At 59.9% G+C, this 25,291-nt stretch carries 21 protein-coding genes; 13 read left to right on the plus strand and 8 right to left on the minus strand.

Annotated features, from left to right (window positions below):
* Positions 1-23: 23 nt before the first annotated feature.
* From atpD to NL116_RS00160, 8 genes are all read left to right on the plus strand, one after another.
* Positions 24-1,403 carry a F0F1 ATP synthase subunit beta gene (atpD, locus tag NL116_RS00125; protein ID WP_027926214.1) on the plus strand — a complete coding sequence of 460 codons (1,380 nt, stop codon included), beginning with the start codon at positions 24-26 and terminating at the stop codon, positions 1,401-1,403.
* A gap of 45 nt (positions 1,404-1,448) precedes the next feature.
* The gene (locus NL116_RS00130; protein WP_123433228.1) at positions 1,449-1,874 is read left to right on the plus strand and encodes a F0F1 ATP synthase subunit epsilon; all 426 of its coding nucleotides are present in this window, start codon (positions 1,449-1,451) and stop codon (positions 1,872-1,874) included.
* Between the two features lie 116 nt (positions 1,875-1,990).
* The gene (glmU, locus tag NL116_RS00135) at positions 1,991-3,358 is read left to right on the plus strand and encodes a bifunctional UDP-N-acetylglucosamine diphosphorylase/glucosamine-1-phosphate N-acetyltransferase GlmU (protein WP_494375519.1); all 1,368 of its coding nucleotides are present in this window, start codon (positions 1,991-1,993) and stop codon (positions 3,356-3,358) included.
* 177 nt (positions 3,359-3,535) lie between these two features.
* The gene (locus NL116_RS00140) at positions 3,536-4,312 is read left to right on the plus strand and encodes a DeoR/GlpR family DNA-binding transcription regulator (protein ID WP_027926217.1); all 777 of its coding nucleotides are present in this window, start codon (positions 3,536-3,538) and stop codon (positions 4,310-4,312) included.
* A gap of 1 nt (position 4,313) precedes the next feature.
* Positions 4,314-6,146: a glutamine--fructose-6-phosphate transaminase (isomerizing) gene (glmS, locus tag NL116_RS00145; RefSeq protein WP_494375520.1), complete on the plus strand. Its 1,833-nt coding sequence runs from the start codon at positions 4,314-4,316 to the stop codon at positions 6,144-6,146.
* A gap of 80 nt (positions 6,147-6,226) precedes the next feature.
* Entirely contained in the window at positions 6,227-7,126 is a 900-nt protein-coding gene (locus tag NL116_RS00150) for a LysR family transcriptional regulator (RefSeq protein WP_494375521.1), read from the plus strand.
* Positions 7,127-7,256: 130 nt separating this feature from the next.
* Positions 7,257-7,883, plus strand: a complete 627-nt coding sequence (locus NL116_RS00155) for a glutathione S-transferase family protein (protein ID WP_494375522.1) — start codon at positions 7,257-7,259, stop codon at positions 7,881-7,883.
* A 63-nt stretch (positions 7,884-7,946) separates the two neighbouring features.
* Positions 7,947-9,977 (plus strand): 2Fe-2S iron-sulfur cluster-binding protein, encoded by a 2,031-nt coding sequence (locus NL116_RS00160; RefSeq protein ID WP_494375523.1) that lies wholly within the window; start codon positions 7,947-7,949, stop codon positions 9,975-9,977.
* Positions 9,978-10,099: 122 nt separating this feature from the next.
* Here the strand turns inward: NL116_RS00160 and NL116_RS00165 are convergent, their stop codons facing one another.
* Genes NL116_RS00165 through NL116_RS00200 form a run of 8 tightly spaced genes read right to left on the minus strand, consistent with a single transcriptional unit; the run spans position 10,100 to position 19,088 of the window.
* Positions 10,100-11,230 (minus strand): glycosyltransferase family 4 protein, encoded by a 1,131-nt coding sequence (locus NL116_RS00165; RefSeq protein WP_494375524.1) that lies wholly within the window; start codon positions 11,228-11,230, stop codon positions 10,100-10,102.
* Entirely contained in the window at positions 11,231-12,361 is a 1,131-nt protein-coding gene (locus NL116_RS00170) for a glycosyltransferase family 4 protein (RefSeq protein WP_494375525.1), read from the minus strand.
* Entirely contained in the window at positions 12,345-13,712 is a 1,368-nt protein-coding gene (locus NL116_RS00175; RefSeq protein ID WP_494375526.1) for a glycosyltransferase family 4 protein, read from the minus strand. Before NL116_RS00175 ends, NL116_RS00170 begins: the two co-directional genes overlap by 17 nt.
* The gene (locus NL116_RS00180) at positions 13,709-14,962 is read right to left on the minus strand and encodes an ABC transporter ATP-binding protein (RefSeq protein WP_494375527.1); all 1,254 of its coding nucleotides are present in this window, start codon (positions 14,960-14,962) and stop codon (positions 13,709-13,711) included. The genes NL116_RS00175 and NL116_RS00180 overlap by 4 nt, the downstream gene beginning before the upstream one ends.
* Positions 14,962-15,759: an ABC transporter permease gene (locus tag NL116_RS00185; RefSeq protein WP_494375528.1), complete on the minus strand. Its 798-nt coding sequence runs from the start codon at positions 15,757-15,759 to the stop codon at positions 14,962-14,964. Before NL116_RS00185 ends, NL116_RS00180 begins: the two co-directional genes overlap by 1 nt.
* Complete coding sequence (locus NL116_RS00190) at positions 15,760-17,202, minus strand: mannose-1-phosphate guanylyltransferase/mannose-6-phosphate isomerase (RefSeq protein WP_494375529.1); 1,443 nt, start codon at positions 17,200-17,202, stop codon at positions 15,760-15,762.
* 3 nt (positions 17,203-17,205) lie between these two features.
* Entirely contained in the window at positions 17,206-18,177 is a 972-nt protein-coding gene (gmd, locus tag NL116_RS00195; RefSeq protein WP_027926228.1) for a GDP-mannose 4,6-dehydratase, read from the minus strand.
* Complete coding sequence (locus tag NL116_RS00200; protein WP_494375530.1) at positions 18,174-19,088, minus strand: GDP-mannose 4,6-dehydratase; 915 nt, start codon at positions 19,086-19,088, stop codon at positions 18,174-18,176. Before NL116_RS00200 ends, gmd begins: the two co-directional genes overlap by 4 nt.
* Before the next feature lie 428 nt (positions 19,089-19,516).
* Between NL116_RS00200 and NL116_RS00205 the strand changes: the two genes are divergently transcribed.
* From NL116_RS00205 to NL116_RS00225, 5 genes are read left to right on the plus strand one after another with little or no spacing between them, the layout of a single operon-like run.
* On the plus strand, positions 19,517-21,094 hold the full coding sequence (locus tag NL116_RS00205) for a glycosyltransferase (RefSeq protein ID WP_494375531.1): 1,578 nt from the start codon (positions 19,517-19,519) through the stop codon (positions 21,092-21,094).
* Positions 21,088-22,383: a glycosyltransferase gene (locus NL116_RS00210; RefSeq protein WP_494375532.1), complete on the plus strand. Its 1,296-nt coding sequence runs from the start codon at positions 21,088-21,090 to the stop codon at positions 22,381-22,383. The genes NL116_RS00205 and NL116_RS00210 overlap by 7 nt, the downstream gene beginning before the upstream one ends.
* Positions 22,380-23,273, plus strand: a complete 894-nt coding sequence (locus NL116_RS00215) for a class I SAM-dependent methyltransferase (protein WP_494375533.1) — start codon at positions 22,380-22,382, stop codon at positions 23,271-23,273. The genes NL116_RS00210 and NL116_RS00215 overlap by 4 nt, the downstream gene beginning before the upstream one ends.
* Positions 23,270-24,427: an acyltransferase family protein gene (locus NL116_RS00220; protein WP_494375534.1), complete on the plus strand. Its 1,158-nt coding sequence runs from the start codon at positions 23,270-23,272 to the stop codon at positions 24,425-24,427. The genes NL116_RS00215 and NL116_RS00220 overlap by 4 nt, the downstream gene beginning before the upstream one ends.
* Positions 24,421-25,242 carry a class I SAM-dependent methyltransferase gene (locus tag NL116_RS00225; protein ID WP_494375535.1) on the plus strand — a complete coding sequence of 274 codons (822 nt, stop codon included), beginning with the start codon at positions 24,421-24,423 and terminating at the stop codon, positions 25,240-25,242. Before NL116_RS00220 ends, NL116_RS00225 begins: the two co-directional genes overlap by 7 nt.
* Positions 25,243-25,291 lie beyond the last annotated feature (49 nt).

Raw genomic sequence — 25,291 nt, forward strand, 5'->3', positions numbered from 1 at the left:
TCAAATATTCAGAGGATCCAGCTATGAGTAGCGGACGTATCGTTCAAATCATCGGCGCCGTTATCGACGTGGAATTCCCACGCGACAGCGTACCGAGCATCTACAACGCGCTGACTGTACAAAGCGCGGCCGCAACCACTCTGGAAGTTCAGCAACAGCTGGGCGACGGCGTGGTTCGTACCATTGCGATGGGCTCCACCGAGGGCTTGAAGCGTGGTCTGGACGTCATCGACTCCGGCGCAGCCATTTCCGTACCGGTCGGTAAAGCGACTCTGGGCCGGATCATGGACGTTCTGGGCAACCCGATCGACGAAGCTGGCCCGATCGACACCGACGAGCGCTGGGGCATTCACCGTCCTGCGCCAACCTTCGCTGAACAAGCGGGCGGCAACGACCTGCTGGAAACCGGTATCAAGGTTATCGACCTGGTTTGCCCGTTCGCCAAGGGTGGTAAAGTTGGTCTGTTCGGTGGTGCCGGTGTAGGCAAAACCGTAAACATGATGGAACTGATCCGTAACATCGCCATCGAGCACAGCGGTTATTCCGTGTTCGCCGGTGTGGGTGAGCGTACTCGTGAGGGTAACGACTTCTACCACGAGATGAAGGATTCCAACGTTCTGGACAAAGTGGCACTGGTTTACGGTCAGATGAACGAGCCGCCGGGTAACCGTCTGCGCGTAGCACTGACCGGCCTGACCATGGCCGAGAAGTTCCGTGACGAAGGTAACGACGTACTGCTGTTCGTCGACAATATCTATCGTTACACCCTGGCCGGTACTGAAGTATCCGCACTGCTGGGCCGTATGCCTTCCGCAGTAGGTTACCAGCCGACCCTGGCCGAAGAGATGGGTACTCTGCAAGAGCGTATCACTTCGACCAAAAACGGTTCGATCACCTCGATCCAAGCGGTATACGTACCTGCGGATGACTTGACTGACCCGTCGCCAGCGACCACTTTCGCCCACTTGGACGCCACCGTCGTTCTGTCCCGTGACATCGCTTCCCTGGGTATCTACCCAGCGGTCGATCCACTCGACTCGACTTCGCGCCAGCTGGACCCGAACGTAATCGGCCAGGACCACTACGACACCGCTCGCGGTGTACAGTATGTTCTGCAGCGTTACAAAGAACTGAAGGACATCATTGCGATCCTGGGTATGGACGAGCTGTCGGAAGCCGACAAGCAGTTGGTAAACCGTGCTCGTAAGATCCAGCGTTTCTTGTCGCAGCCGTTCTTCGTGGCTGAAGTCTTCACCGGTGCTTCGGGTAAATACGTTTCCCTGAAAGACACCATTGCTGGCTTCAAAGGCATCCTCAACGGTGACTACGACCACCTGCCAGAACAAGCGTTCTACATGGTCGGCGGCATCGAAGAAGCGATCGAGAAAGCCAAGAAACTGTAATCCCGGCGCCTGGAAACGGGCGCTAATTTAGGTTGAGGCAATCAGATGGCTATGACAGTCCATTGCGATATCGTCAGCGCGGAAGGAGAAATCTTTTCCGGTCTGGTCGAGATGGTGATTGCGCACGGTGCACTGGGTGATCTTGGTATCGCCCTGGGTCACGCGCCGTTGATCACTAATCTCAAGCCGGGCCCGATCCGCCTGGTCAAGCAGGGCGGGGAAGAGGAGGTGTATTACATCTCCGGTGGTTTCCTCGAAGTTCAGCCGAACATGGTCAAGGTTCTTGCCGACACCGTGCAACGTGCTGGCGACCTGGATGAAGCCTCCGCTCAGGAAGCCGTCAAGGCTGCCGAGAAAGCCCTGCATGAGCGGGGCGCGGAATTCGACTACGGTTCTGCTTCCGCACGTCTGGCCGAGGCTGCAGCACAGCTGCGCACCGTCCAGCAGATCCGCAAGAAGTTTGGCCGCTAATAGGCCATCACTTGTTGCGCGATTGATTAAAAAGGGTAGCCTCGGCTACCCTTTTTTCTTTTCCGACGTTCATAACCTGGTCGCATCCGCTGACCACCCAGGATTGGTAGCCAGTCATGTCACTTGAAATCGTTATCCTCGCTGCCGGCCAAGGCACGCGCATGCGTTCGGCGTTGCCGAAAGTCCTGCACCCGATTGCCGGCAATTCGATGCTTGGCCATGTTATCCACAGCGCCCGCCAACTTGATCCACAGCGCATCCATGTGGTGATCGGCCATGGTGCCGAAGCCGTACGTGAGCGTCTGGCGGCGGACGATCTGAATTTCGTCCTGCAGGACAAACAACTGGGGACCGGTCATGCGGTGGCTCAAGCCGTGCCATTCATTGAGTCCGATACCGTACTGATTCTCTACGGCGACGTCCCGCTGATTGAAGTCGACACCCTGCAGCGCCTGCTCAAGAAAGTCGCGCCGCAACAACTGGGCTTGCTGACCGTTGAACTGGACGACCCGACCGGCTATGGCCGCATCGTCCGCGATGCCGCTGGCAAGGTCACGGCCATCGTTGAGCAGAAAGACGCCAACGAAGCCGAGCGTGCGATCACTGAAGGCAACACCGGGATTCTCGCCCTGCCTTTCGCCCAATTGGGTGGCTGGATGAGCCGTCTCTCCAACAACAATGCCCAAGGCGAGTACTACCTGACGGACGTGATTGCCATGGCGGTCAACGATGGCTTGGTGGTCGCCACCGAGCAGCCGCACGATGCCATGGAAGTGCAGGGCGCCAATGATCGCAAGCAACTTTCCGAACTCGAGCGTCACTATCAATTGCGCGCCGGTCGCCGTTTGATGGCTCAAGGCGTGACCCTGCGTGACCCGGCCCGTTTCGATGTGCGCGGCGAAGTCACTGTCGGCCGCGACGTGCTGATCGACATCAACGTGATCCTTGAAGGCAACGTCGTCATTGAAGACGACGTGGTGATCGGCCCGAACTGCGTGATCAAGGACAGCACCTTGCGCAAGGGCGTAGTGATCAAGGCCAACAGCCATATCGAAGGAGCGATTCTGGGCGAAGGAAGCGATGCCGGCCCGTTCGCACGCTTGCGTCCGGGCACCGTGCTTGAGTCGCGCGCGCATGTGGGTAACTTTGTAGAACTGAAGAACGCTCACCTGGGTGAAGGCGCGAAGGCCGGTCACCTGACTTACCTGGGGGATGCCGAGGTCGGTGCGCGCACCAACATTGGCGCGGGCACCATCACGTGCAACTACGACGGCGCCAACAAGTGGAAAACCGTATTGGGTGAAGATGTGTTCATCGGTTCCAACAACTCGTTGGTAGCGCCTGTGGATATCTCTTCCGGTGCGACCACAGCGGCCGGTTCGACCATTACGCAGAATGTGGATAACGCACAGTTGGCGGTAGGACGGGCTCGTCAGAAGAACATCGATGGCTGGAAGCGGCCGGAGAAGGTCAAGAAGGGCTGAGTTATCCACAGCCGTTCAAAACTGAAAAATCGCAGTCTGTGACAGGCCCTCACGCCTTCATCGCAGTCTGCGATTTTTTGGTTTTACACAAAGCTTTTTATCGCAACACACTTGACGAACTTTCGGCGATAGGTTTTGATTGCTTCCGTTATCTTTCGAATCGAAACTTACCAGCTCATGTCGAAGCGCAATACTCCCCAACGCCGCCACAATATCCTCACCTTGCTCAACGAGCAGGGCGAAGTCAGTGTGGATGAACTGGCAAAACGTTTCGAAACCTCGGAAGTTACGATTCGCAAGGATCTGGCGGCGCTTGAGAGTAATGGCCTGCTGCTACGTCGTTATGGCGGAGCGATCACCATGCCTCAGGAACTGGTGGCTGATATCGGCCAACCCGTCTCCAAATACAAACAAGCCATTGCCCGCGCCGCCGTCACGCGGATTCGCGAGCATGCGCGAATCATCATCGACAGCGGCAGTACTACCGCCGCCATGATTCCGGAACTCGGTCAGCAGCCGGGACTGGTGGTGATGACCAACTCCTTGCATGTGGCCAATGCCTTGAGCGAGCTTGAGCACGAACCGGTGCTGTTAATGACCGGGGGCACCTGGGACCCGCATTCCGAGTCCTTTCAGGGGCAAGTCGCTGAGCAGGTACTACGCTCTTACGACTTTGATCAGTTGTTTATCGGTGCCGATGGCATCGACCTGGTCCGCGGTACCACCACCTTCAACGAATTGCTGGGGCTGAGCCGGGTCATGGCTGAAGTCGCCCGCGAAGTGGTCGTGATGGTGGAGGCCGACAAGATCGGCCGCAAAATCCCCAACCTGGAGCTGCCATGGAGCAGCGTCCATACCCTTATTACCGATGATCGCTTGCCGCTGGAGGCACGCGATCAGATTCAGGCCCGCGGCATCAATTTGATTTGCGCGGCTGTCAGTCAGGAGAAATAGCATGTGTGGAATTGTCGGCGCAGTCGCAGAACGTAACATCACCGCCATCTTGCTCGAAGGCCTCAAGCGCCTGGAATACCGTGGCTATGACAGCGCCGGTGTGGCGGTCTTCACCAATGACGAAAAACTCGAGCGCATGCGTCGTCCGGGCAAGGTCAGCGAGCTGGAAAACGCGCTGGAGACCGAGCCACTGGTGGGTCGCCTCGGCATCGCCCACACCCGTTGGGCCACACACGGCGCACCGTGCGAGCGCAATGCGCACCCGCATTTCTCCGGCGACCTGGCCGTGGTGCACAACGGCATCATCGAAAACCACGAAGCCCTGCGTGAGCAGCTCAAAGCCTTGGGTTATGTGTTCACCTCGGACACCGACACCGAAGTCATCGCTCACCTGCTGAACCACAAACTCAAGGATTTGCCCGACCTGACCGCGGCCCTCAAAGCCACCGTCAAAGAGTTGCACGGTGCTTACGGCCTGGCGGTCATCAGCGCCCAGCAGCCGGATCGTCTGGTCGCCGCTCGCAGTGGCAGCCCGTTGGTAATCGGTCTGGGCCTGGGTGAAAACTTCCTCGCTTCCGACCAGCTCGCCCTGCGTCAGGTCACCGACCGTTTCATGTACCTGGAAGAAGGCGATATCGCCGAGATTCGCCGCGACAGCGTGCATATCTGGGACGTTGACGGCAAAGCCGTCGAGCGTGAAACCGTGCAGTACCGCGACGGTGCCGAAGCCGCCGACAAGGGCGAGTTCCGCCACTTCATGCTGAAAGAAATCCACGAGCAACCGTCTGTTGTTCAGCGCACCCTCGAAGGGCGTTTGAGCCCGAACGGCGTGCTGGTACAGGCATTCGGTCCACAGGCTGCCGAGCTGTTCGCCAAAGTTCGTAACGTGCAGATCGTTGCCTGCGGCACCAGCTATCACGCCGGTATGGTTGCCCGTTACTGGCTCGAAGAACTGGCCGGCATCCCGTGCCAGGTCGAAGTTGCCAGCGAATTCCGCTACCGCAAAGTCGTGGTGCAACCCGACACGCTGTTCGTGACCATTTCCCAGTCTGGCGAAACCGCCGACACCCTCGCCGCGCTGCGCAACGCCAAGGAACTGGGTTTCCTCGCGAGCCTGGCGATTTGCAACGTTGGCATCAGTTCGCTGGTGCGTGAATCCGACCTGACCCTGCTGACCCAGGCCGGTCGCGAAATCGGCGTGGCCTCGACCAAAGCCTTCACCACTCAGTTGGTTGGTCTGCTGTTGCTGACCCTGTCCCTGGGTCAGGTTCGCGGCACCTTGGCCAAAGGCGTCGAAGCCACTCTGGTTGAAGAACTGCGTCGTCTGCCAACCCGCTTGGGCGAAGCCCTGGCCATGGACAGCACCGTGGAGAAAATCGCCGAACTGTTCGCCGAGAAAAACCACACGCTGTTCCTCGGCCGTGGTGCGCAATTCCCGGTAGCGATGGAAGGCGCGCTGAAACTCAAGGAAATCTCCTACATCCACGCTGAAGCCTACCCGGCTGGCGAACTGAAACACGGTCCGTTGGCGCTTGTGGATAACGACATGCCCGTCGTCACCGTGGCACCGAACAACGAGCTGCTGGAGAAGCTGAAATCCAACCTCCAGGAAGTCCGCGCCCGTGGCGGCCAGTTGATCGTCTTCGCAGATGAGAAAGCCGGCATGACCAATGGCGAAGGCACGCACGTTGTGCACATGCCTCACATCCACGACATCCTGTCACCGATCCTCTACACCATCCCGCTGCAGTTGCTGTCGTACTACGTTGCTGTGCTGAAAGGCACGGATGTTGACCAACCGCGTAACCTGGCGAAGTCGGTGACAGTGGAATAAGTTATCCACAGGTGACCGACATCCTTAAAAATCGCAGCCTACGGTTGCGATTTTTTTTATCTGAATAAAGGACATGCCCCATGGACCGATTCCAGGAAATGCAGGTCTTCGCCGCTGTCGCCAAGGCGCAAGGTTTTTCGGCGGCGGCGCGAATTCTGGGGATGTCGGCGGCGAGCGTCACCCGGGCCGTCGCGGCACTGGAGCAGCGCATTGGTACGCAGTTGATCACCCGTACGACCCGCAGCGTGCATTTGAGCGAGGCGGGGCAGCGTTATCTGGACGACTGTCGCAGGATTCTCGCCGAGGTGCAGGAAGCGGAGGATTCGGCGGCGGGCAGTCACGCTCAACCCCGTGGGCAATTGACGATTACCGCGCCGGTATTGTTTGGAGAGTTGTTTGTCACGCCAGTGATGGTTGATTACCTGGCGCAGTACCCTGAGGTCAGCATCAATGCCTTGTTGGTCGACCGGGTCGTGAGCATGGTCGAAGAGGGTGTGGATGTAGCGGTACGCATCGGTGAATTGCCGGACAGCAATCAGCACGCGATTCGTGTGGGCGAGGTGCGGCGGGTTATTTGTGCTTCCCCGGCGTTTTTGGAGGCCCGCAAACCGCGGCACCCGAATGAGCTCAGCGGTGCCCCGATCATTGCAACCTCCTCCATTGGGCAGCTGAGAACCTGGCCATTTCTTGAAGCGGGCGAGCCGCTGAATGTTCGTCCGGAACCGCGTCTAGTGGTCACCGCCAATCAGGCGGCAATCACTGCGGCCTGTCTGGGCCTGGGATTTACCCGGGTTCTGTCTTATCAAGTGGCGGGCAAGGTGGCCGCCGGTGAACTGGAAATCGTTCTGGCAGACTTCGAACTACCAGCATTGCCTATTCATGTGGTCTATCAAGGGGGTCGCAAGGCTCCGGTGCGTGTCCGTAGTTTTGTGGACTTTGCGGTAAAGGTTCTGCGAGAACATCCTGCCCTGAGCCGTTAGCGGGTTATTGCGCTGGATGAAATAATGGATTGCGTTTGCTGGCTATTCTGTTGTTTTGGTTGTGAGGGGAAGATAGCGTCCATCGGTGCTGATCTCTCCTGTTCGGCGCCTCCACCCAGCGGAGTCGACCATGCAAGCTATCAAACTCTACAACTTCCCTCGTTCCGGCCACGCTCACCGTGTGGAACTGATGCTGTCTCTGCTGCAATTGCCGACTGAGCTGATCTTTGTCGATCTGGCCAAGGGCGCGCACAAACAGCCGGATTATCTGGCGCTCAATCGCTTTGGTCAGGTACCGGTGATTGATGATGAAGGCGTGGTCCTGGCCGATTCCAACGCGATCCTGGTTTATCTGGCGCAGAAATACGGCAAGGGTCGCTGGCTGCCAGCCGATCCGGTCGGTGCGGCCAAGGTGCAGCGCTGGTTGTCGGTCGCCGCCGGGCCGATTGCCTTTGGCCCGGCAAGAGCCCGGCTGATCACCGTGTTTGGCGCACCTTACAACGCTGAGGAGGTGATCGCCTACGCCCACACCGTGCTCAAAGTGATCGATCAGGAACTGGCCGCCACCCCATTCCTTGTCGGCAACGAGCCGACCATCGCCGACGTCTCGGCCTACAGCTACATCGCCCATGCACCGGAAGGCAATGTGGCGCTGGACGACTACGCCAACATCCGTGCCTGGCTGGCGCGCGTTGAAGCCTTGCCAGGGTTTGTCGGCATGCCGCGCACCGTCGCCGGCCTGCAAAAAACAGCCTGATGCTCACGGCCCGACTCTGTCGGGCCTATCTTGTTGCGCGATAAGCGCAGGGGAGAAGCCGTTATGGACCGTTCACCTTGGCACGCTGGCGAGAAACAGATGCAGGCTCATGTGGGTGTGGCCGAGCGAATGGACGCTTTAGGCCGTAGGGTGATTCGCGGCGAGATGCCGGATCAGCACCGCCAGTTCTATCAACAACTGCCGTTCATGCTGTACGGCGCGGTGGATGCCGACGGCAAGCCTTGGGCCAGTGTTCTTGAAGGGCCGCCGGGGTTTGCACACTCCCCGGCGCCTGCATTGTTGCAGTTCGACAGCCTGCCCGGCAGCGACGACCCTGCACCATTGCAGGACGGCGCGGCGATCGGTCTGCTCGGCATCGAACTGCACACCCGGCGTCGCAACCGTATGAATGGTCGAGTCGGCGCTGTGACTTCGAGCGGCTTCGAGGTGACAGTGGAACAATCGTTTGGCAATTGCCCGCAATACATTCAATTGCGCCAGTTTCGCTCGGTGCCCCTGGCGGACCCGTCGACCCGTGTCGCGCAGCATCTCAATGCGCTGGATGACGCGGCGCGAGCCATGATCGCTGACGCCGATACCTTCTTTGTCGCCAGTTATGTGGACGTCGATGGCCAACGCTCGGTGGATGTTTCTCATCGCGGTGGCCAGGCCGGTTTCGTACAGGTGGAAGGTAATCGCCTGACTATCCCGGATTTCGCCGGCAACCTGTTCTTCAACACTTTGGGTAACCTGCTGATCAATCCTCGGGCCGGTTTGCTGTTCATCGATTTCAACACGGGCGATCTGCTGCACCTCAGCGGCCGCGCAGAAGTCATGCTCGAGGGCCCGCAGGTCGAGGCTTTTCAGGGGGCCGAGCGGCTGTGGACCTTCGAGGTCGAGCACATGGTGCGCCGGCCTGCGGCATTGGCCTTGCGCTGGCGCTTTGACGGTGTGTCGCCCACCAGTTTACTGACCGGCACCTGGGCGCAGGCCAATGCACGCCTGCAAGCCAAGGCCTTGGGCGATCATTGGCGGTCGCTGCGGGTGGCGCGGATCGAACAGGAAAGCCAAGGCATCCGTTCGATCTATCTGGAGCCTGCGGATGACGCCGGATTGCCGGTGTTCCAGGCCGGGCAGCATTTGCCGCTGCGGTTCGACATTGACGGTGACGTGCATATCCGCACGTACAGCCTGTCGAGTGCGCCGTCCGATGACTTTTTCCGTATCAGCGTGAAGCGTGACGGGCTGGTGTCATCGCATCTGCATGACCGTATTCGAGTTGGCGATGTAGTGGAAGCTCGTGCGCCACAAGGGCATTTCACGGTCGCACCGCATGAGCGGCGCCCCCTGGTTTTGCTGGCGGCTGGCGTGGGCATTACGCCGCTGCTGTCGATGGTGCGAGAGGTGGTTTATCAAGGCCTGCGCACGCGGAGCATCCGCCCGACCTGGTTCATCCAGAGCTCGCGAACCCTGGCCGATCAACCCTTCGGCCCTGAACTGAACCGCTTGCTCGACGGGCTTGGCGACGCGGTGCGAGTCTTGCGTTTGCTCAGTCAGCCGGAGCCCGAGGCGCGCGAAGGTGAAGATTTCGACCTGACCGGGCGGATCGACGCCGACCTGCTCAAGAACATGCTCGACGTAGAAGACTACGCTCAGCTGGATTTCGTGCTCTGCGGTCCGGGAGCATTTACTCAGGCGATGTACGACAGCTTGCGTGACATGGACATCCGCGATTCAAGGATTCACGCCGAGACCTTTGGCCCGTCGACGTTGCGCCGGGTACCCGATCCGGATGCAGTGGTCATCGAGCAACCACCGGTTGCCACGACATCGGTGCCGGTGGTGTTCGAGCGCTCGGCCAAGGAAGCTCGCTGGAAACCCGATAGCGGCAGTTTGCTGGAATTGGCCGAAAGCCGTGGTTTGCGCCCGGAGTTCAGTTGTCGCGGTGGTTCTTGCGGGACCTGCAAGACGCGCCTGATCAGCGGGGAAGTGACTTATCCACAGGTGCCGGCAGAAGTGCCCGGCGCTGGAGAAGTGCTGATTTGTTGTGCGGTGCCGGCGCAGGGGTCGCAACCGTTGGTGCTGGATCTGTAACCCATCGGCAGAACATAGAACCCATGCAAGAGTGAGCCTGCTCGCGATCGCGGCCTGACATCCACCTTGATGTCGACTGTTACACCGCTATCGCGAGCAGGCCCACTCCTACAAAAAAGCGGTTAAGCGTAAGACAGGGATTTTTCCTCAAGCAGCTCTTCGTACAATTCGGTCCACTTACGGCCCATCTCGTCCGCTGTGAATAACTGCCGATACCGCGCCTCTGCCTTCACGCCCATTTCTGCCGCACGAATCGGGTTTTCCCACAGCGTGCGCATCGCTTCACGGAAGGCTGGTGGATGACTGGGAGGTACCACCAGCCCGGTTTCATTGTGAATGTTGATGTAGCTGGTGCCGGTGCCGATCTCGCTCGAGATCATCGGTTTGCCGAACATCGCCCCCTCCAGCAGTGAAATGCCGAACGCTTCGGAGCGCAGGTGCGATGGGAACACGATGGCGTAACTCAATTGCAGCAGCGCCACTTTGTCTTCGTCCCCCAGACGCCCGAGGAAGTGAACATTGCGCAGCCCCAACGCCGCTGCCTGGGCGTGAAGCTCTGCTTCCAGCGGGCCGGCACCGACAATCACCGTCGGGTAATCCAGGTCCTTCAAGGCCTCGAGCAGGATGTGCAATCCCTTGTAATAACGCATCACCCCCACGAACAGAAAAAACTTATCCCCAAGCTTCTGCCGCCAGTGGGTCATGCGCTCGATGTCGGGCTGTGGATAACCTGCCTTGTTCAGGCCATAAGGGATCACGCGGGTCTTGTCGTGAAACTGCTGCAACACGTCGCTGGTGTGCAAATAGTTGGGCGACGCGGCGACGATCCGGTCGGTGCTGGCCAGAAAGCGGTTCATCAGGGGCCGGTAGAGTTTGAGCAGGTGTTTTTGGCGAATGATGTCGGAATGGTACGTCACCACGCTCGGCTTGTTCACGCCGCTGGCGAAATGCACCAGGTCCATGAATGGCCATGGGAAATGGTAATTGACCACGTCGGCCTCGGCCGCCAACTCGCGAAACTGTTTGAAGACACTCCAGGAAAAACCCGTGGAAGCGAATTGAATATCGAGTCGGGCCCGATGGACTTCGTGTTGGCCGAGCTTTACGACCGGTGGTGTCGGATCGGCGCTAAGAGTCAGCACCTGACCCTCAACACCGTGCTGGGCGCCACTTTCGCACAACTGGAAGATCACTTGTTCGATCCCGCCGACCGAGTCAGGCAAGTACGTCTTGAAAAAATGAAGAACCCGCATTCAACCTCCCATGGCCTGGCGGTAGGCGCGTGCCGTGACCTGCGCACAACGCTCCCAGGTAAAAAGCCTTGCCTGAAGTAATCCTGCGTCCGTGCATGCCTGCCAATGCGCGTGATCTTCGATCAGGCGGTTCATGGCATCACGCAAGCCCTCGGGGTCGTCAGGTTCAAAATAGTTGCCCGCTGCGCCTGCCACCTCGGGCATGGCCGAACGCCGGGTCAGAATGACCGGCGTGCCGCAGGCCATCGCTTCCAGCACCGGGAGGCCGAAGCCTTCGTAGAGCGATGGAAAAATCAGCGCCCGAGCGCCAGCCAGCAGTTGCGCGACCTGCTCGTCGGGAAGGTAACCCAGCAAACAGACGTGACCGCTGGCCAGGGCTTGATGCAGTTCTTCACTGAACTGTTCACGTTGCCAACCGGCCATGCCGACGATCAACAGTGGAAAACGCTGGCGCATGGCTTCCGGCAACTGAGCGTGGGCGCGCAGGGCCAGGGTCAGGTTCTTGCGCGGCTCCAGGGTACCGACGCAGAGAAAATATTCTCGCGCCTCGACGCCATGAGCCTTGAGCACGGCGTCGATGGCCTCGGGCGCCCGTGGGTGGAATCGCGCCGCTACGCCCAGTGGCGCGACGACAAACCGCTCGGCCGGCAGCCCGAAATGTGCCTGGGCTTCGTCAGCAATGGACTGCGAGTCAGTGAGAATCAGGCTCGCCTGACGCACGCCGTCGGCCAGCCGCCGTTCGATTTCCCGCAAGCGTGCGGGCGGCTGTGTGTCGGGGTAATGCAGGTGGGTCAGGTCATGCAAGGTGATGACCGTCGGGCCATCGAACGACAGCGGCCACAAACTGGGTTCGTGGTAGAGGTCGATGGTCCTCGCGCGCCCTTGATCGAAGCGTTTCTGCTCCAGCCAGCGTCGGGCCTGATACGCCCCCGGAATTTGTCGCAGCAACGGCGTCAGTCGCGAATAACCGGGCATGGCCGCTTCCGGCAGAGTCGAACTCCAGCCCCACCCATGAAACAGCGCCAGTTCAATATCCGGCTCAGCGGCAAGGGCGTTCGCCAGTTCGGCGACGTAGTGGCCGATACCGGTGCGCGGTGCCTGGAGGATCCGCGCATTAAGGGCAATTCGCATGTTGCCTCTCTGGCATGACCGGCGCTTCTACAAGATTGCGCAAGGTTCGTTCGGCCAATTGCGAACTGGCTTCACGCCAGCCGATCCAGCGCCAGTCCGCGACGTCACGGGTGGCCGGGAATTGACCGCTGCGCTCGAAACCCACGACCAGATCGGCCAGGCTTTGTGGCTCGGCCAGATCGAAGTACGCCATGAAGTCACCGCCGATTTCGCGAAAGACCGGAATATCGCTGCCCATCGCCGGGAGTCCGCGCTGCATGGCTTCCACCAGCGGCAGGCCGAAGCCTTCGACATACGACGGAAATACCAGCGAACTGGCGTGGCTGTAGGCATGTTCGAGGCTGGTGTCGCTCAGGTCGTTGAACATGAACAGACGCTGATTCAGTTGCGGGTGATTGCGTACCCGGGCGAGCAGGGCGTCGCACTTCCAGCCGATTCGACCGGCAATGCACAACCGGGCCTTGGAGCCCGCCGCCCAGGCGAGTTCGAAGGCGTCCAGCAGGTAATCGTGGTTCTTGCGCGGTTCGATGGTACTCACCATCAGGAACACCGGCTCCGGCGCCTCGAACAGCTTTGCCAGGCGCGGCTCCACGGCGGCGGTGGCTTCGCTGAGGTCGAGTTCGGAACCGAGGTGGAAATAGTCGAACCACAACTCATTGGCCCTGGCAGGACCGAGGCGGCGCTGCAATTCCTCTCGGACTTGATCGCGCACCGTTTCGGAAATAGCCACGTAGCCATCGGCCGTTCGGGTGATCCAGTCAAACCACTCGTTGAAGACCTGCACCAGCCGCGTATCGTAGAACTGCGGATGCGTCAGGGGAATCAGGTCGTAGATCACCGAAACGATGCCCACTCCGTCGCGTTTGAGCTGTTCGGCAAACGGGAAAAAATCGGTGTGCCAGGACGAATCCAGCAACACCAGTTGATCCCCCGGCTGGTGCTGCAACGGCGTACAGCGTTTGGGCAGTTGATACTGGTTAATGCCTTCGATTATCCGCAGCGGAATACTGAAACAGGTGATCGCCGTCACCCGGTAGGCCACGTGCAGCAAACGCTTGATGATTCGCGAGTGGCTGCGGTTGTGCAGACGTTGATGCAGTTGCCAGAAACGGTGCGCCAGGCGTCCCAGTCGTCCACCGAAGATCATCAAGTGATCGAAAAACGGAATGTTCAGCGCGCCGAGCATCAGCACTCGGTAGAGTTGGCCTTTGAGCATCACCACTGGAATGCACTCAACCCCGTCGACCGATTCCGGCAGTTGGTTGATGACGTTGCGCACCACTCTCTGAATGCCCGAGTTGACCTTGGGGTGCTGGAAAACGTGGGTGCATTCGACCAGAAGGCGCGTCATGGTGTGTTTTCCGGCATCAGCGTTTCAACGGAGCGGGTGATGGTGGTTTTTGCCCCCAGCCATGAGCAGCCAACGAAGTCTTCGTGGCGGTTATTGATTACGTGGAACACCAGGCCGTAATCGCGCCATTCGAAATTGCGATCGAGGTGCGAATCCAGTCGGGACAGGCTCAGGGCGACCGAATAGTTACCCTTGCCCAGGCCCATGATGAAGGCAAAGCGGTAGGTCACACGCTCCCCGGCCTTCAGATCATTCAGCGCCTGATCCTGGCGATGGGTATTGATGCCGTACATGGCCTGGCCCAGGCGATCCTTGATCATGAAGCCCAGCACCAGCCGCTCGATGTCCTGGCGGATGTCGACCTCCACCTCCAGCACCACCGGCTGACCGACTTCCGCCGCATCGATGGACCGTTCGTGTTCGTCCAGCAAACGCACCCGCAAAATCCCGGCTTCACCGGTGCCGGAAATGGTGCTGACCTGGCCACCCGAGAGCATTTCCTGACGCACCGTCTGGCCTTCGCGCTCGGCGAGCAGCGCGTTGTAGTAATCCATCACGGCTTCGGGCGTGCTGTGCATGGCCATCCGCCCCTTTTCCAGGAGGATCGCCGAGTCGCAGATCGACTGAATCGCCGAGCGGTCGTGGGACACGATCAACAACGTAGTGCCGGCTTTGCGAAAGCTGCGGATGCGGTCGAAACTTTTGTGCTGAAAGTAGGCGTCGCCTACCGACAGCGCTTCGTCAACGATCAGGATGTCCGGGCGCCGCGCGGTGGCCACGCTGAATGCCAGGCGCATCTGCATGCCGCTGGAATAGGTGCGCACCGGGTGGTCGATGGCGTCGCCGATTTCCGCGAAGCGTTCGATTTCCGGCATCAATGCTTCGATTTCTTCAACTTGCATGCCCAGCAGTTGCCCGGCCATGACCGCGTTCTGCCGGCCAGTGAAGTCCGCATGAAAACCCATGCCCAGTTCCAGCAGGGCGGCAACGCGACCTTCGAGCTGGATGCTGCCGCAAGTGGGTTGGGTGGTGCCGGTGATCATTTTCAGCAGGGTGCTTTTGCCCGCGCCGTTGACCCCGACGATGCCCACGGACTCACCGGGGGCAATCTCGAAAGCCACATCTTGCAGCACCCAGTGCTGGCGATGACGGATCGGCGAAAAAGGGATCAGCCATTCAGCCAGTCGGCTCCAGCGAGTGGGGTATTGCTTGTAGGCCTTGCCCAGGCCGGTGACGCGTATGTGCCCCATCAGAGTTCATCCACCATTTCGCCGACCCGCTGACGAAACAGACGCAGGCCGATGACGAAGAACAAGACACTGGCCACCATGATCGGCAGCAGCGAACTCCAGACCGGCCATTGGCCGTAAAGGAACACGTTCTGGTAACTGGTGATCAGGTTGGTCAGGGGGTTGAGTTGCAGCACGCGCTGCACCCAGTCGGGCAGGATGCTCATCGGGTACACGATGGGCGTCAGCCAGAACCAGAATTGCAGGCAGATGGCGAAAAATTGCCCGACATCGCGGAAGAACACATTCAATACGCCAAGAATCATCCCCAATCCGGCACAGAACACAACCTGCAAGGCCAGCAGCGGAATCAGCGCCAGCAGCGCCATGCCTGGAAGTCGCCCGGTGATCAGCAGAAAACCGAGGAACAGGCCGATGATGATCGCGAAGTTGATGCCGGCGTTGAATAGCACGATCACCGGCAAGCAGATTCTCGGAAAACTGATTTTCTTCAGCAGGTTGGCGTTGTCGAGAAACATGTTCTGACTGCGCACGGTGATTTCCGCGAACAACCCCCACGTCAACAGGCCGGCGCAGAGGTAAACGCTGTAGGCCAAACCGTCATCCACCCCGGGCAAACGGGCGCGCATGATGTGGGAAAAGATCACGGTGTAGACAATGATCATCGACAGCGGGTTAAGCACGGTCCACAGGGCACCAAACAACGAATTGCGGTAACGCGCCTGAAACTCTCGCTTGACGCTACCGAGGATGAACCCCCGATAGCCCCATAGCGAGCGGTACAAAGAAAGCAGCATTCAAACCGTCCTGCCATATTGGTCTTCGAAGCGAACGATATCGTCCTCTCCCAGGTATTCGCCGCTTTGCACTTCGATGATCACCAGGTCAATCACGCCCGGGTTTTCCAGTCGATGCTTGTGGCCGGCGGCAATGAAGGTGGATTCGTTCTTGGCCACCAGGTGCGTACCCGTGCCGTTGTTGGTGACCTTGGCCATGCCTTCGACCACCACCCAATGCTCATTGCGATGGTGGTGCATTTGCAGCGACAACTTAGCACCGGGTTTGACCACGATGCGTTTGATTTTGAAGCGTGGACCTTCTTCGAGCACGGTGTAGGTGCCCCAAGGCCGGCTGACCGTGCGGTGCAGACGATAGGCTTCGTGCTTCTTGTCCTTAAGTTGCTTGGCCACCCGTCGCACGTCTTGTGCGCGATCAGCGTGGGCCACCAACACGGCGTCGGCGGTGTCGATGATGATCAGGTTATCCACACCCACGGCCGCGACCAGCCGGTCTTCGCTCTGGACAAAGTTGTTGTGACTGTCGATGAACACCGCATCGCCGCTGGCGCGGTTGTTTTGCGCATCTGCTGGCACCAGCGCGGCCACTGCGCCCCAGGAACCGATGTCGCTCCAGTCGAATTGGGCGGGCACCACGACCACTTTTTCGGAGCGCTCCATCAAGGCGTAGTCGATGGAAATGTCAGTGATCTCGGCGAACAGTGCCGGGGACAATTCCTGTTGCAGGCAGCCGATGGTTTCCACCGGACTGCTGGCCGCCATGCAGGTTCTCGTCTGCTCGAGTAACTCGGGGGCGTGGACCTGCAGTTCAGCCAACACGGTGCCGATCGAGAAGCAGAACATCCCGGAGTTCCACAGGAAATTACCGCTCTCCAGATAATGCGTCGCCGTTTGCAAATCAGGTTTTTCGACGAAGCGCTGCACCTTGGCTGCGCCTTTATCGTCCAGCGCAGCACCGGTTTCGATGTAGCCGAAACCGGTGTCCGGAGCGGTCGGCACCACACCGAAGGTCACCAGAAAACCATCCCTTGCCAGCGCTACTGCGTGATCCACGGCGGTCTTCAAGGCGTCTTCGTTGAGGATCAAATGGTCGGCGGGCATCACCAGCATGATCGCTTGATCGCCGTGCAGAGCTTGCAGCGACAACGCCGCGGCCGCGATGGCCGGGGCCGTGTTGCGGCCCGTCGGCTCCAGCATGAAGTGCCCGCGATGACGGCTGAGCTGCGCCTCGTGATAGTGATCCTTGCTCTGGAAGTAGTAGTCGCGGTTGGTCACTGTGACGATATCGCCCCGGCCATCGAGCAGGCCGGCGGCCCGCCGATAGGTCTTGCCCAGCAGCGATTGACCGTCGGGCAAGGTCATGAATGGCTTGGGATGGCCTTCGCGGGACACCGGCCACAAGCGAGTACCGGCACCGCCGGAGAGAATCACAGGAATCAGCATGGCCTACTCCTTGGCGACGCGTTTCATGTCCGCATCCATCATCATGCGGATCAAGGTATCCAGATCGGTCTTCGGCTTCCAGCCCAGCACGCGCTGGGCTTTGGCCGGGTTGCCGAGCAGCACTTCCACTTCGGCCGGGCGGAAAAACGCCGGGTCAATTTTCACGAAGTCGCGGTAGTTCAGGTCGACGTGTTCGAAAGCGATCCGGCACATTTCGCGCACGGTGGTGGTGATGCCGGTGGCGACCACGAAGTCATCGGGCTTGTCCTGTTGCAACATCAGCCACATGGCTTCGACATAGTCGCCGGCAAAGCCCCAGTCACGTTTGGCGTCGATGTTGCCCAGGCGCAGCTCCTGCTGTTTGCCTTGCTTGATGCGGGCGGCGGCGTCGGTGACTTTGCGGGTCACGAACTCAATGCCGCGCAGAGGTGATTCGTGGTTGAACAGGATCCCGCTGCTGGCGTGCAGGTTAAAGCTTTCGCGGTAGTTCACGGTGATCCAGTGGCCATACAACTTGGCCACACCGTACGGGCTACGCGGATAGAACGGGGTGTTCTCGTCCTGCTGCTCGGCCTGGATCAGGCCAAACATCTCGCTGGTGGACGCCTGGTAAAAACGCGTGTGCGGACTGAATTGGCGAATGGCTTCGAGCAGGTGAGTCACGCCCAGACCGTCGACGATACCGGTGGTGACCGGTTGGTCCCACGAGGCGGCAACGAAACTTTGCGCGGCCAGGTTATAGACCTCGTCCGGGGCCGACTTGATGACCGCGCGCTGCACCGAGCAGGCATCGGCCATGTCACCGTCCAGGTAAACGATGTCGCCCTCGACGCCCATTTCACGCAAGCGCCAGCGCGAATCGCTGCTGCGCCGCGCCACCAGGCCGTGGACTTTATAGCCCTTGTCGAGAAGCAGTTTGGCCAGATACGCGCCGTCCTGGCCGGTGATCCCTGTGATCAGTGCACTTTTAGTCATTCTTGTCGTACTCGCTTCTCCCAGTCGGACAGGATCGCCCGCAGGGATTGTTGTGTTGTGATTTCAGGCGTCCATCCTGTGGTCTGGGCGAGCTTGGCGTGGCTGCCACAAACGCGACGCTGATCCGCACGACGAAGGCGCGCGGGGTCTTGAATCAATTGCATGTCGACCTGGGCAAGGTCCCCCAGTCGTTCGATCAAACTGCGAATGCTCTGCTCGTGCCCCGAGCAAATGTTGTAGACCTGTCCCGGCACGCCCTTTTCCAGCAGTGCCAGGTAGGCCGAAATCACGTCGTCAACGTCGAGGAAATCGCGCGTGACATCAATGTCACCGACTTCCAGTTGCGGCGCTTGCAAACCTTGTTTGATTCGGTTGATCTGCCGGGCAGCGCTGGCAATGACAAAGCTTTCGTTCTGGCCGGTGCCGATATGGTTGAACGGACGGGCGACCATGACCGGCCAGCCTTCACTCAGGCCCCATTGCAGGCTGAGGAATTCCGCCGACAGCTTGCTCACCGCATAGGGATTGCGCGGGCAGGGTGGCTGGTGTTCGGTGATGGGCAGATCGGTTTCAGTGACCTGGCCGTAGACATCGCCCGAGCTGACGTACAGAAACGTACCGCTGAAGCCGCGAGCCTTCAGCGCTTGAAGCAGGTTCAGGGTGCCGAGCAGGTTGATGTTGAGCGTGCGCGCCGGGTCGCGGAAGGCTTCGGGGACGAAGGTCTGGCCGGCCAGGTGAATGACCGCGTCGGGCATCTCGGGCCACAGGCCTTCGAGGCTGCCGGGTTCAGCGAGATCGTAACGGGAAGCGGCAGGCAGTAGCGCCCATTCCGAGGCATCAGCGTTCAGGCGAGATTGGATGTGTTGTCCGACGAATCCACTCAGACCCGTCACGAACAGACGCTTTTTCAAACAGCGGCCCCTTGGTCATTCATTTCGTCCTTTTCCCCACAGGCTTGGAGGAGATGTCTGACAGACCGGGTGGATGGGTTGGTCGAAAGACAGGCGAAATGTTTGTTGTAGTTGTTTGGTAGCCAATCTGTGCCAATTGCGCAGCAATTTCAACAGGTCCAACCGTGACTGATCAGTTCTCGTTAGCGTAGCCTGATTTATTCTCGCTGGGCGGTTCACGAATCCTCGACGGATGTGTTTAGAATGCCCCTCGTCACGATTATCCAGCGTTCGTGCGGGTTGTTCCCGAACCCTGCGAGGCTGACCATTAAAACAAGAACGTAGACGAGCAAAAAGACGATGGACGACGACCGGCAAACACCGGCGCTCCGATCGCTTTGCCGTCATAGAGTGAGGCTGCCGGGATGGCGGTTTCATCGTGGGATGCCATGAATTTCATTCTTTACTCGGACGTCAACGACAGCTCCATCAGCCAGAGCCTCGGTCGACCCGAATACAGCTACTACTTCGTGCTCAAGGCGTATCGGCCAGTGCTCGAAAGCCTGGGGCGCGTGCATGTGGTGTCCTCCACCGCCGAGGTAGATCTCCTCTACAAACAACTCCTGGCCGCTGGTGAAGACAGCCTGTTCCTGTCTTTTACGCCGCCGCAGAAAACCCCGAACGACCTTGAGTGCCCGACAATTTGCGTGGTGGCCTGGGAGTTTGATTCGATTCCCGATGAGCAATGGGACAACGACCCGCGTCAGGACTGGACGCAAATGCTCGCGCGTCAGGGACGGGTAATCACGCTTTCGAGTCATACCGCCCGGGCGATTCGTCGGTCCATGGGTGAAGACTTCCCGGTGCTGGTGTTGCCGACGCCGCTGTGGGAAAACTTTGCGGCCATTCGCAGTCAGCACACCAGCGCCCCGGTGAACGCCGGTTCGACGCTGGACATCAAGGGCTGCATTTTCGATACACGTACCCTCGGCCTCAGCGCCGATGCGCTGATTCCCGCAGTGCCGACCGCCGAGGAACTGGCGGCGCGCGAGGCAGAGCTGGAGGCGTTGAAGCCACCACCGCTAACGTTGAAACGCCGCTTCGTGATTGCCCGCCATTACCTGCACATGTGGCGCCGGGACATGGGTAAAACGCTGCCGGTTCCGCTGCATCGCACGCACTATCTAAGCCAGTGGTACTGGGAAGGCATTCGCGATTTACTTTCCGATAAGGCGCATGCTCGAGTGGCCGAATACCTGCCCGCCATCGCCGGCCCGCAGACGATGGCGGTGCCAGAGCCCGAGCCGCGCCAGTGGCCAGACACCACCTCTTTGGTAGAAACCCGGGTCGACGGCGTGGTCTACGTCACCGTGTTTAACCCGCGTGACGGACGAAAAAACTGGCATCAACTGATCACGGCATTCTGCTGGGCGTTTCGCGAAACGTCCGACGCCACGCTGGTGCTGAAAATCACTCAAAGCGACCTGTCGTCCTACTACGACGAGTTGATGACCTTGCTCGCGCAGCTCTCGCCATTCGCCTGTCGAGTGGTGGTGATGCACGGCTATCTGGACGATCCGCAATACGCCCGGCTTTACGAGGCGGCCAGTTTCTACGTCAATGCATCGCGCTGCGAAGGGCTGTGCCTGCCGCTGATGGAGTTCATGGCCAGCGGCAAACCGGTGATCGCACCGGATCACACGGCCATGGAAGACTACATCGATGAGCGCGTGGCCTTTGTGGTCCAGTCCAGCGAAGAGCTGACCATCTGGCCGCAGGACACCCGGATCATCTACCGCACCCTGCGCTATCGACCGGACTGGGGTTCGCTGAAAACCGCCTACGAAAACAGCTACCGGATGGCCAAGGCGCAACCGCAGGATTATCAGCGCATGTCCCTCGCCGCCGTCGAGCGTATGCATGACTACTGCGCGTTCGCCCCGGTGCAGAAGCGTCTGGCAGATTTTTTCGGGCTGACGCCACAGGCTTTGCCGGCAGCGACTGCAACGGATAACGCCGCATGCTGATCATCATTCATTCGGAAACCAACCAGCACACCATCGCCCAGAACCTTGGCCGCTCGGAATACAGCTACTACTTCGTGCTCAAGGAGTACCGGCCCGTGCTGGAACGGCTGGGGCGCGTGGTGGAAGTCCGCGACCCGCAGACTGAAGTCGATGCCTTGTACCGGGAGTGTCTGTCCCGAGGCGAAGACTGCGTGTTCCTGTCGTTCTCGCCCCCTCATCGCACGCCGGTCAACCTTGCTTGCCCGACGCTGCCGGTGTTCGCATGGGAATTCAGTACCATCCCCAACGAACCCTTTGCCGGTGACCCGCTCAATGACTGGCGCACGGTGTTGCGGGCTGCGGGTGCGGCGATTACTCATTCCAGCTACACCGTGACGGCGGTGCGCGAGGCGATGGGCGCCGACTACCCGATCGTCGCGGTGCCTGCCCCGGTGTGGGACCGGTTTTCCGAGCGCGGTGCGCAATTGCAGCGTCAGCCGCTGGCCAACCAGGTGCGATTGAAGATCAAAGGGTTGCTGGCCGACAGCCGCGAACTCGATTTGCGGGCCTTCGGGCCTGCGTCATCGCGCGAAGGGGTGGGCATCGACTTCGAGGCCCCGCCGAGTGAGCACGAGTTGGTCCTCGACGGGGTGATTTACACCTCGGTGTTCAACCCCGGCGACGGGCGCAAGAACTGGGAAGACATGCTCAGCGCTTTTTGCGTGACCTTCCGCGAAGTCGACGACGCGACGCTGGTGCTCAAACTGACCCACCACGATGCCGAAGCCGCGCTGACCGATATCCTGCATCACTTGTACAAAAACCAGTCCTACCGCTGCCGCATCGTGCTGATCTACGGCTACCTGGCGGATGCTGATTACGAGCGTCTGGTGCAAGCGACCCGCTACGTGGTCAACACGTCCTACGGCGAAGGCCAGTGCCTGCCGCTGATGGAGTTCATGTCCTGCGGCAAACCGGCCGTGGCGCCACGGACCACGGCGATGATCGATTACCTGGACGCCGACAATGCGTTCCTCATCGACTCCACGGACGAACTGACCGCCTGGCCGCATGATCCGCGCCGGGCGTTCCGGACGTTGCGCTACGTCACCAATTGGGCGTCATTGTGCCGCGCTTACCGGACTAGCTATGAGGTGGCCAAGAGCGACCCCGAACGTTATGCACAGATGTCCACGCACGCCGTGGCCAGCCTCCAGACATTCTGCAGCCAGGCCACTGCCGAGCAACGCCTGAAGGGCTATTTTGCCCAGTTGTTCGAAACCCGCGCTGTGGAAACCCCCGAGGCATGATTCGCGCATTGGTCAGACGTTTCTTTCCTGAAGCGAAACCCGCGCCCACGCCGTCGCCGGTTGAGCCCATCCGTGTGTCGCCAAGAGAAGTGGGCTTGCACGACGCGATGCATGACGGCTGGTTTTCAGGAGACAGCGGCGAACTGCTCAAGGGGTTTGCCATTACCGCCGACGACACCTTGCTGGACGTCGGCTGTGGCGAAGGCGTCGCGACGTTGTTCGCGGTGCGCCAGGGCGCGTCGGTAATCTTCACTGACAGTGAGCACGACAAGGTCCGCGACCTGGCCCGGCAAGTGGATGCGCAATCGGATAAAGCCAATCTCGGCCTGGTCAGCAACAGCCTGCCATTGCCGCTGGCTGACGGTTGCGCGAGCAAAGTGGTGTGCATGGAAGTGCTGGAGCATATCGAACACCCGGAGCCGTTTATGGCCGAGTTGGTGCGCATGGGCCGGCCCGGTGCGTTGTATCTGCTCAGCGTTCCAGCGCCGGTGGGCGAGCATTTGCAAAAGGGCATCGCTCCGGCGAGCTACTTCCAGTCGCCCAATCACGTACAGATTTTTACCCCGGAACGCTTTGCCGCACTGGTGGAGGACGCGGGGCTGGTGATCGAGCATCGTCAAGCCACCGGGTTTTTCTGGGTGATGGGCATGATCTTCTTCTGGGCCAGTGAGCGGGCTGCCGGTCGGGATTTGGGTGGCGCGGTGCGTGACCGCATCCAGGCGCCGTACCCGCCGCTGATGGAGAGCTGGGCGAAAACCTGGCAAGACCTGCTGGCGCAACCCGACGGCTTGGCGATCAAGCAGATGCTCGATCAGTTCATGCCCAAGAGCCAGGTGATCATCGCGCGCAAACCGGTGGATGCCGATGCAGCGTCCAGGAGGACGGCATGAGTAACGAAAAACGGATCATGGACATCGAGCTGTTGCGCGGTATCGCGGTACTCGGCGTGCTGTTTCATCACCTGCAAGACAGCCTGTTTGCCGCCTCGGTGCCGCTGTTGCAGACCATCACCGCGTTCGGTCAGCCCTGGTGGGGCGTCGATCTGTTTTTCGCGATCTCGGGATTCGTCATCGCACGCAGTTTGATTCCTGCGTTGCAGGGGTGCAGCACTCGCCAGGAATATTGGCAGCAAACGCGTAATTTCTGGCTGCGCCGAGCCTTTCGACTATTGCCGTCGGCCTGGTTGTGGTTAGGGCTGATGTTGCTGGCGTGCCTCTTTTTAAACCGCTCCGGCGCATTCGGAACGTTGCACGCCAACGTGCAGGCGACGCTGGCCGGTGTGGCGCAATACGCCAACTTCCGCTTCGCCGACAGCTTCTATCATTACGAATACGGCACCAGTTTTGTGTATTGGAGCCTGTCGCTGGAGGAGCAGTTCTACCTGCTGTTTCCGCTGCTGATCCTGGCCTGCCGCAAGCATCTGGTCTGGGCGTTGCTGGCGCTGGTTGCGGTGCAAATCTTCACGTTGCGCACGCCGATGCTGATGGTGGTTCGCACCGATGCGCTGGCCCTTGGCGTTCTGCTGGCGATGTGGAGTGCGCAACCTTCGTACCGGCGCTGGGAACCGACGTTTCTGCGTCGTCCATGGGCCGGCATCTCGGCGTTGATCGTGCTGTCGCTGGCGCTCAGTTTCATGGCAACGGATCGCTTTACCTTCACCCAGTACCGCATCGGTGTGATCGCTGTGTTGTGCGCGGTATTGGTTTGGGTCGCGTCGTACAACCGTGATTATCTGTTGCCTCGTGGTGTGCTGAAGCATCTGATGACCTGGGTCGGGAGCCGGTCCTACGGCATTTACCTGATCCACATTCCGGCTTATTTGCTGGTACGTGAATTCACTTTTCGTGTACAGGCTGCCGGGCTGCCCAGTCCGGCGGGCCATCCGATCCTGACGTTGCTGATGGCTGGCGGCCTGATCGTGCTGCTGAGCGAACTCAACTACCGCTACATCGAAATGCCCATGCGCAACCGCGGCGCCTCGCTGGTCAAACGCCTGAGCCCGTCCCGAACAGCCGTCCCATCCTCTGGAGCTACCTCATGCTGAGCCTTTTGAAGAAACTCACGGCGGGCACGCCCGCTCCCGCGACGCCTGCGGCAGACAAGGTCGACAAAGTCGACCCGTACATGCTCGGCCTGCACGACGCGATGCTCAGTGGCTGGTTCAATCAGCAAACCGGCGAGCTGTTCACCGGGTTCCCGGTGAGCGCCGAAGACACACTGCTGGACGTGGGCTGTGGTGACGGGGGCAACGTGCATTTCTGTGGCATGCGCGGGGCGAAGATCATCATCGCCGACATCGACGCGGCCAAGGTCGAAGCCACTCGTCAGCGCCTGGGTGACACCCCCGCGCGTGACATCGAATGCCACGTCACCGACTGCAATCCGCTGCCAATTGCCGACGCCACCGCCACCCGCGTGGTGTCCACCGAAGTCATCGAACATGTGGACGATCCGGCGCAGTTCCTCGCCGAACTGGTGCGAGTCGGCAAGCCGGGCGCGCTGTATTTGCTCAGCGTTCCGCACCCGAGCTCCGAAGACCTGCAAAAGGACATCGCCGCGCCGGAGTATTTCCAGAAGCCCAACCACATTCGCATCATCAGCGAAGAGCAGTTCAAGGCGATGGTCAGCGACGCCGGCCTGGAAGTACTCAGCCACAGCCAGTACGGGTTTTACTGGTCGATGTGGATGTTGTTGTTCTGGGAAGCCAAGGTCGATTTCAGCAATGCCGATCACCCGTTGCTCAATCACTGGGCCGACACCTGGCAAGCGGTTCTGGCGTCCCCTCGCGGCGCGCAGATCAAACAAGCACTGGATGCGGTCGTGGCGAAAAGTCAGGTGATCATCGCCCGCAAACCCTAACCACATACCTGTGTGAGCGAGCTTGCTCGCGATAGCGGAGTCACAGCCC

The organism is Pseudomonas sp. FBCC-B1667 (assembly GCF_059133255.1).

Excerpts from the sequence above, each read along its gene's own strand:
- NL116_RS00210 (WP_494375532.1), top strand. The coding sequence starts at position 21,088 with ATGCTGATCATCATTCATTCGGAAACCAACCAGCACACCATCGCCCAG.
- NL116_RS00155 (WP_494375522.1), top strand. The coding sequence starts at position 7,257 with ATGCAAGCTATCAAACTCTACAACTTCCCTCGTTCCGGCCACGCTCAC.
- NL116_RS00220 (WP_494375534.1), top strand. The coding sequence starts at position 23,270 with ATGAGTAACGAAAAACGGATCATGGACATCGAGCTGTTGCGCGGTATC.
- NL116_RS00160 (WP_494375523.1), top strand. The coding sequence starts at position 7,947 with ATGGACCGTTCACCTTGGCACGCTGGCGAGAAACAGATGCAGGCTCAT.
- gmd (WP_027926228.1), bottom strand. The coding sequence starts at position 18,177 with ATGACTAAAAGTGCACTGATCACAGGGATCACCGGCCAGGACGGCGCG.
- NL116_RS00205 (WP_494375531.1), top strand. The coding sequence starts at position 19,517 with ATGAATTTCATTCTTTACTCGGACGTCAACGACAGCTCCATCAGCCAG.
- NL116_RS00215 (WP_494375533.1), top strand. The coding sequence starts at position 22,380 with ATGATTCGCGCATTGGTCAGACGTTTCTTTCCTGAAGCGAAACCCGCG.
- NL116_RS00165 (WP_494375524.1), bottom strand. The coding sequence starts at position 11,230 with ATGCGGGTTCTTCATTTTTTCAAGACGTACTTGCCTGACTCGGTCGGC.
- NL116_RS00170 (WP_494375525.1), bottom strand. The coding sequence starts at position 12,361 with ATGCGAATTGCCCTTAATGCGCGGATCCTCCAGGCACCGCGCACCGGT.
- glmS (WP_494375520.1), top strand. The coding sequence starts at position 4,314 with ATGTGTGGAATTGTCGGCGCAGTCGCAGAACGTAACATCACCGCCATC.
- NL116_RS00150 (WP_494375521.1), top strand. The coding sequence starts at position 6,227 with ATGGACCGATTCCAGGAAATGCAGGTCTTCGCCGCTGTCGCCAAGGCG.
- NL116_RS00140 (WP_027926217.1), top strand. The coding sequence starts at position 3,536 with ATGTCGAAGCGCAATACTCCCCAACGCCGCCACAATATCCTCACCTTG.
- NL116_RS00175 (WP_494375526.1), bottom strand. The coding sequence starts at position 13,712 with ATGACGCGCCTTCTGGTCGAATGCACCCACGTTTTCCAGCACCCCAAG.
- atpD (WP_027926214.1), top strand. The coding sequence starts at position 24 with ATGAGTAGCGGACGTATCGTTCAAATCATCGGCGCCGTTATCGACGTG.
- NL116_RS00130 (WP_123433228.1), top strand. The coding sequence starts at position 1,449 with ATGGCTATGACAGTCCATTGCGATATCGTCAGCGCGGAAGGAGAAATC.
- NL116_RS00185 (WP_494375528.1), bottom strand. The coding sequence starts at position 15,759 with ATGCTGCTTTCTTTGTACCGCTCGCTATGGGGCTATCGGGGGTTCATC.
- NL116_RS00190 (WP_494375529.1), bottom strand. The coding sequence starts at position 17,202 with ATGCTGATTCCTGTGATTCTCTCCGGCGGTGCCGGTACTCGCTTGTGG.
- glmU (WP_494375519.1), top strand. The coding sequence starts at position 1,991 with ATGTCACTTGAAATCGTTATCCTCGCTGCCGGCCAAGGCACGCGCATG.
- NL116_RS00180 (WP_494375527.1), bottom strand. The coding sequence starts at position 14,962 with ATGGGGCACATACGCGTCACCGGCCTGGGCAAGGCCTACAAGCAATAC.
- NL116_RS00225 (WP_494375535.1), top strand. The coding sequence starts at position 24,421 with ATGCTGAGCCTTTTGAAGAAACTCACGGCGGGCACGCCCGCTCCCGCG.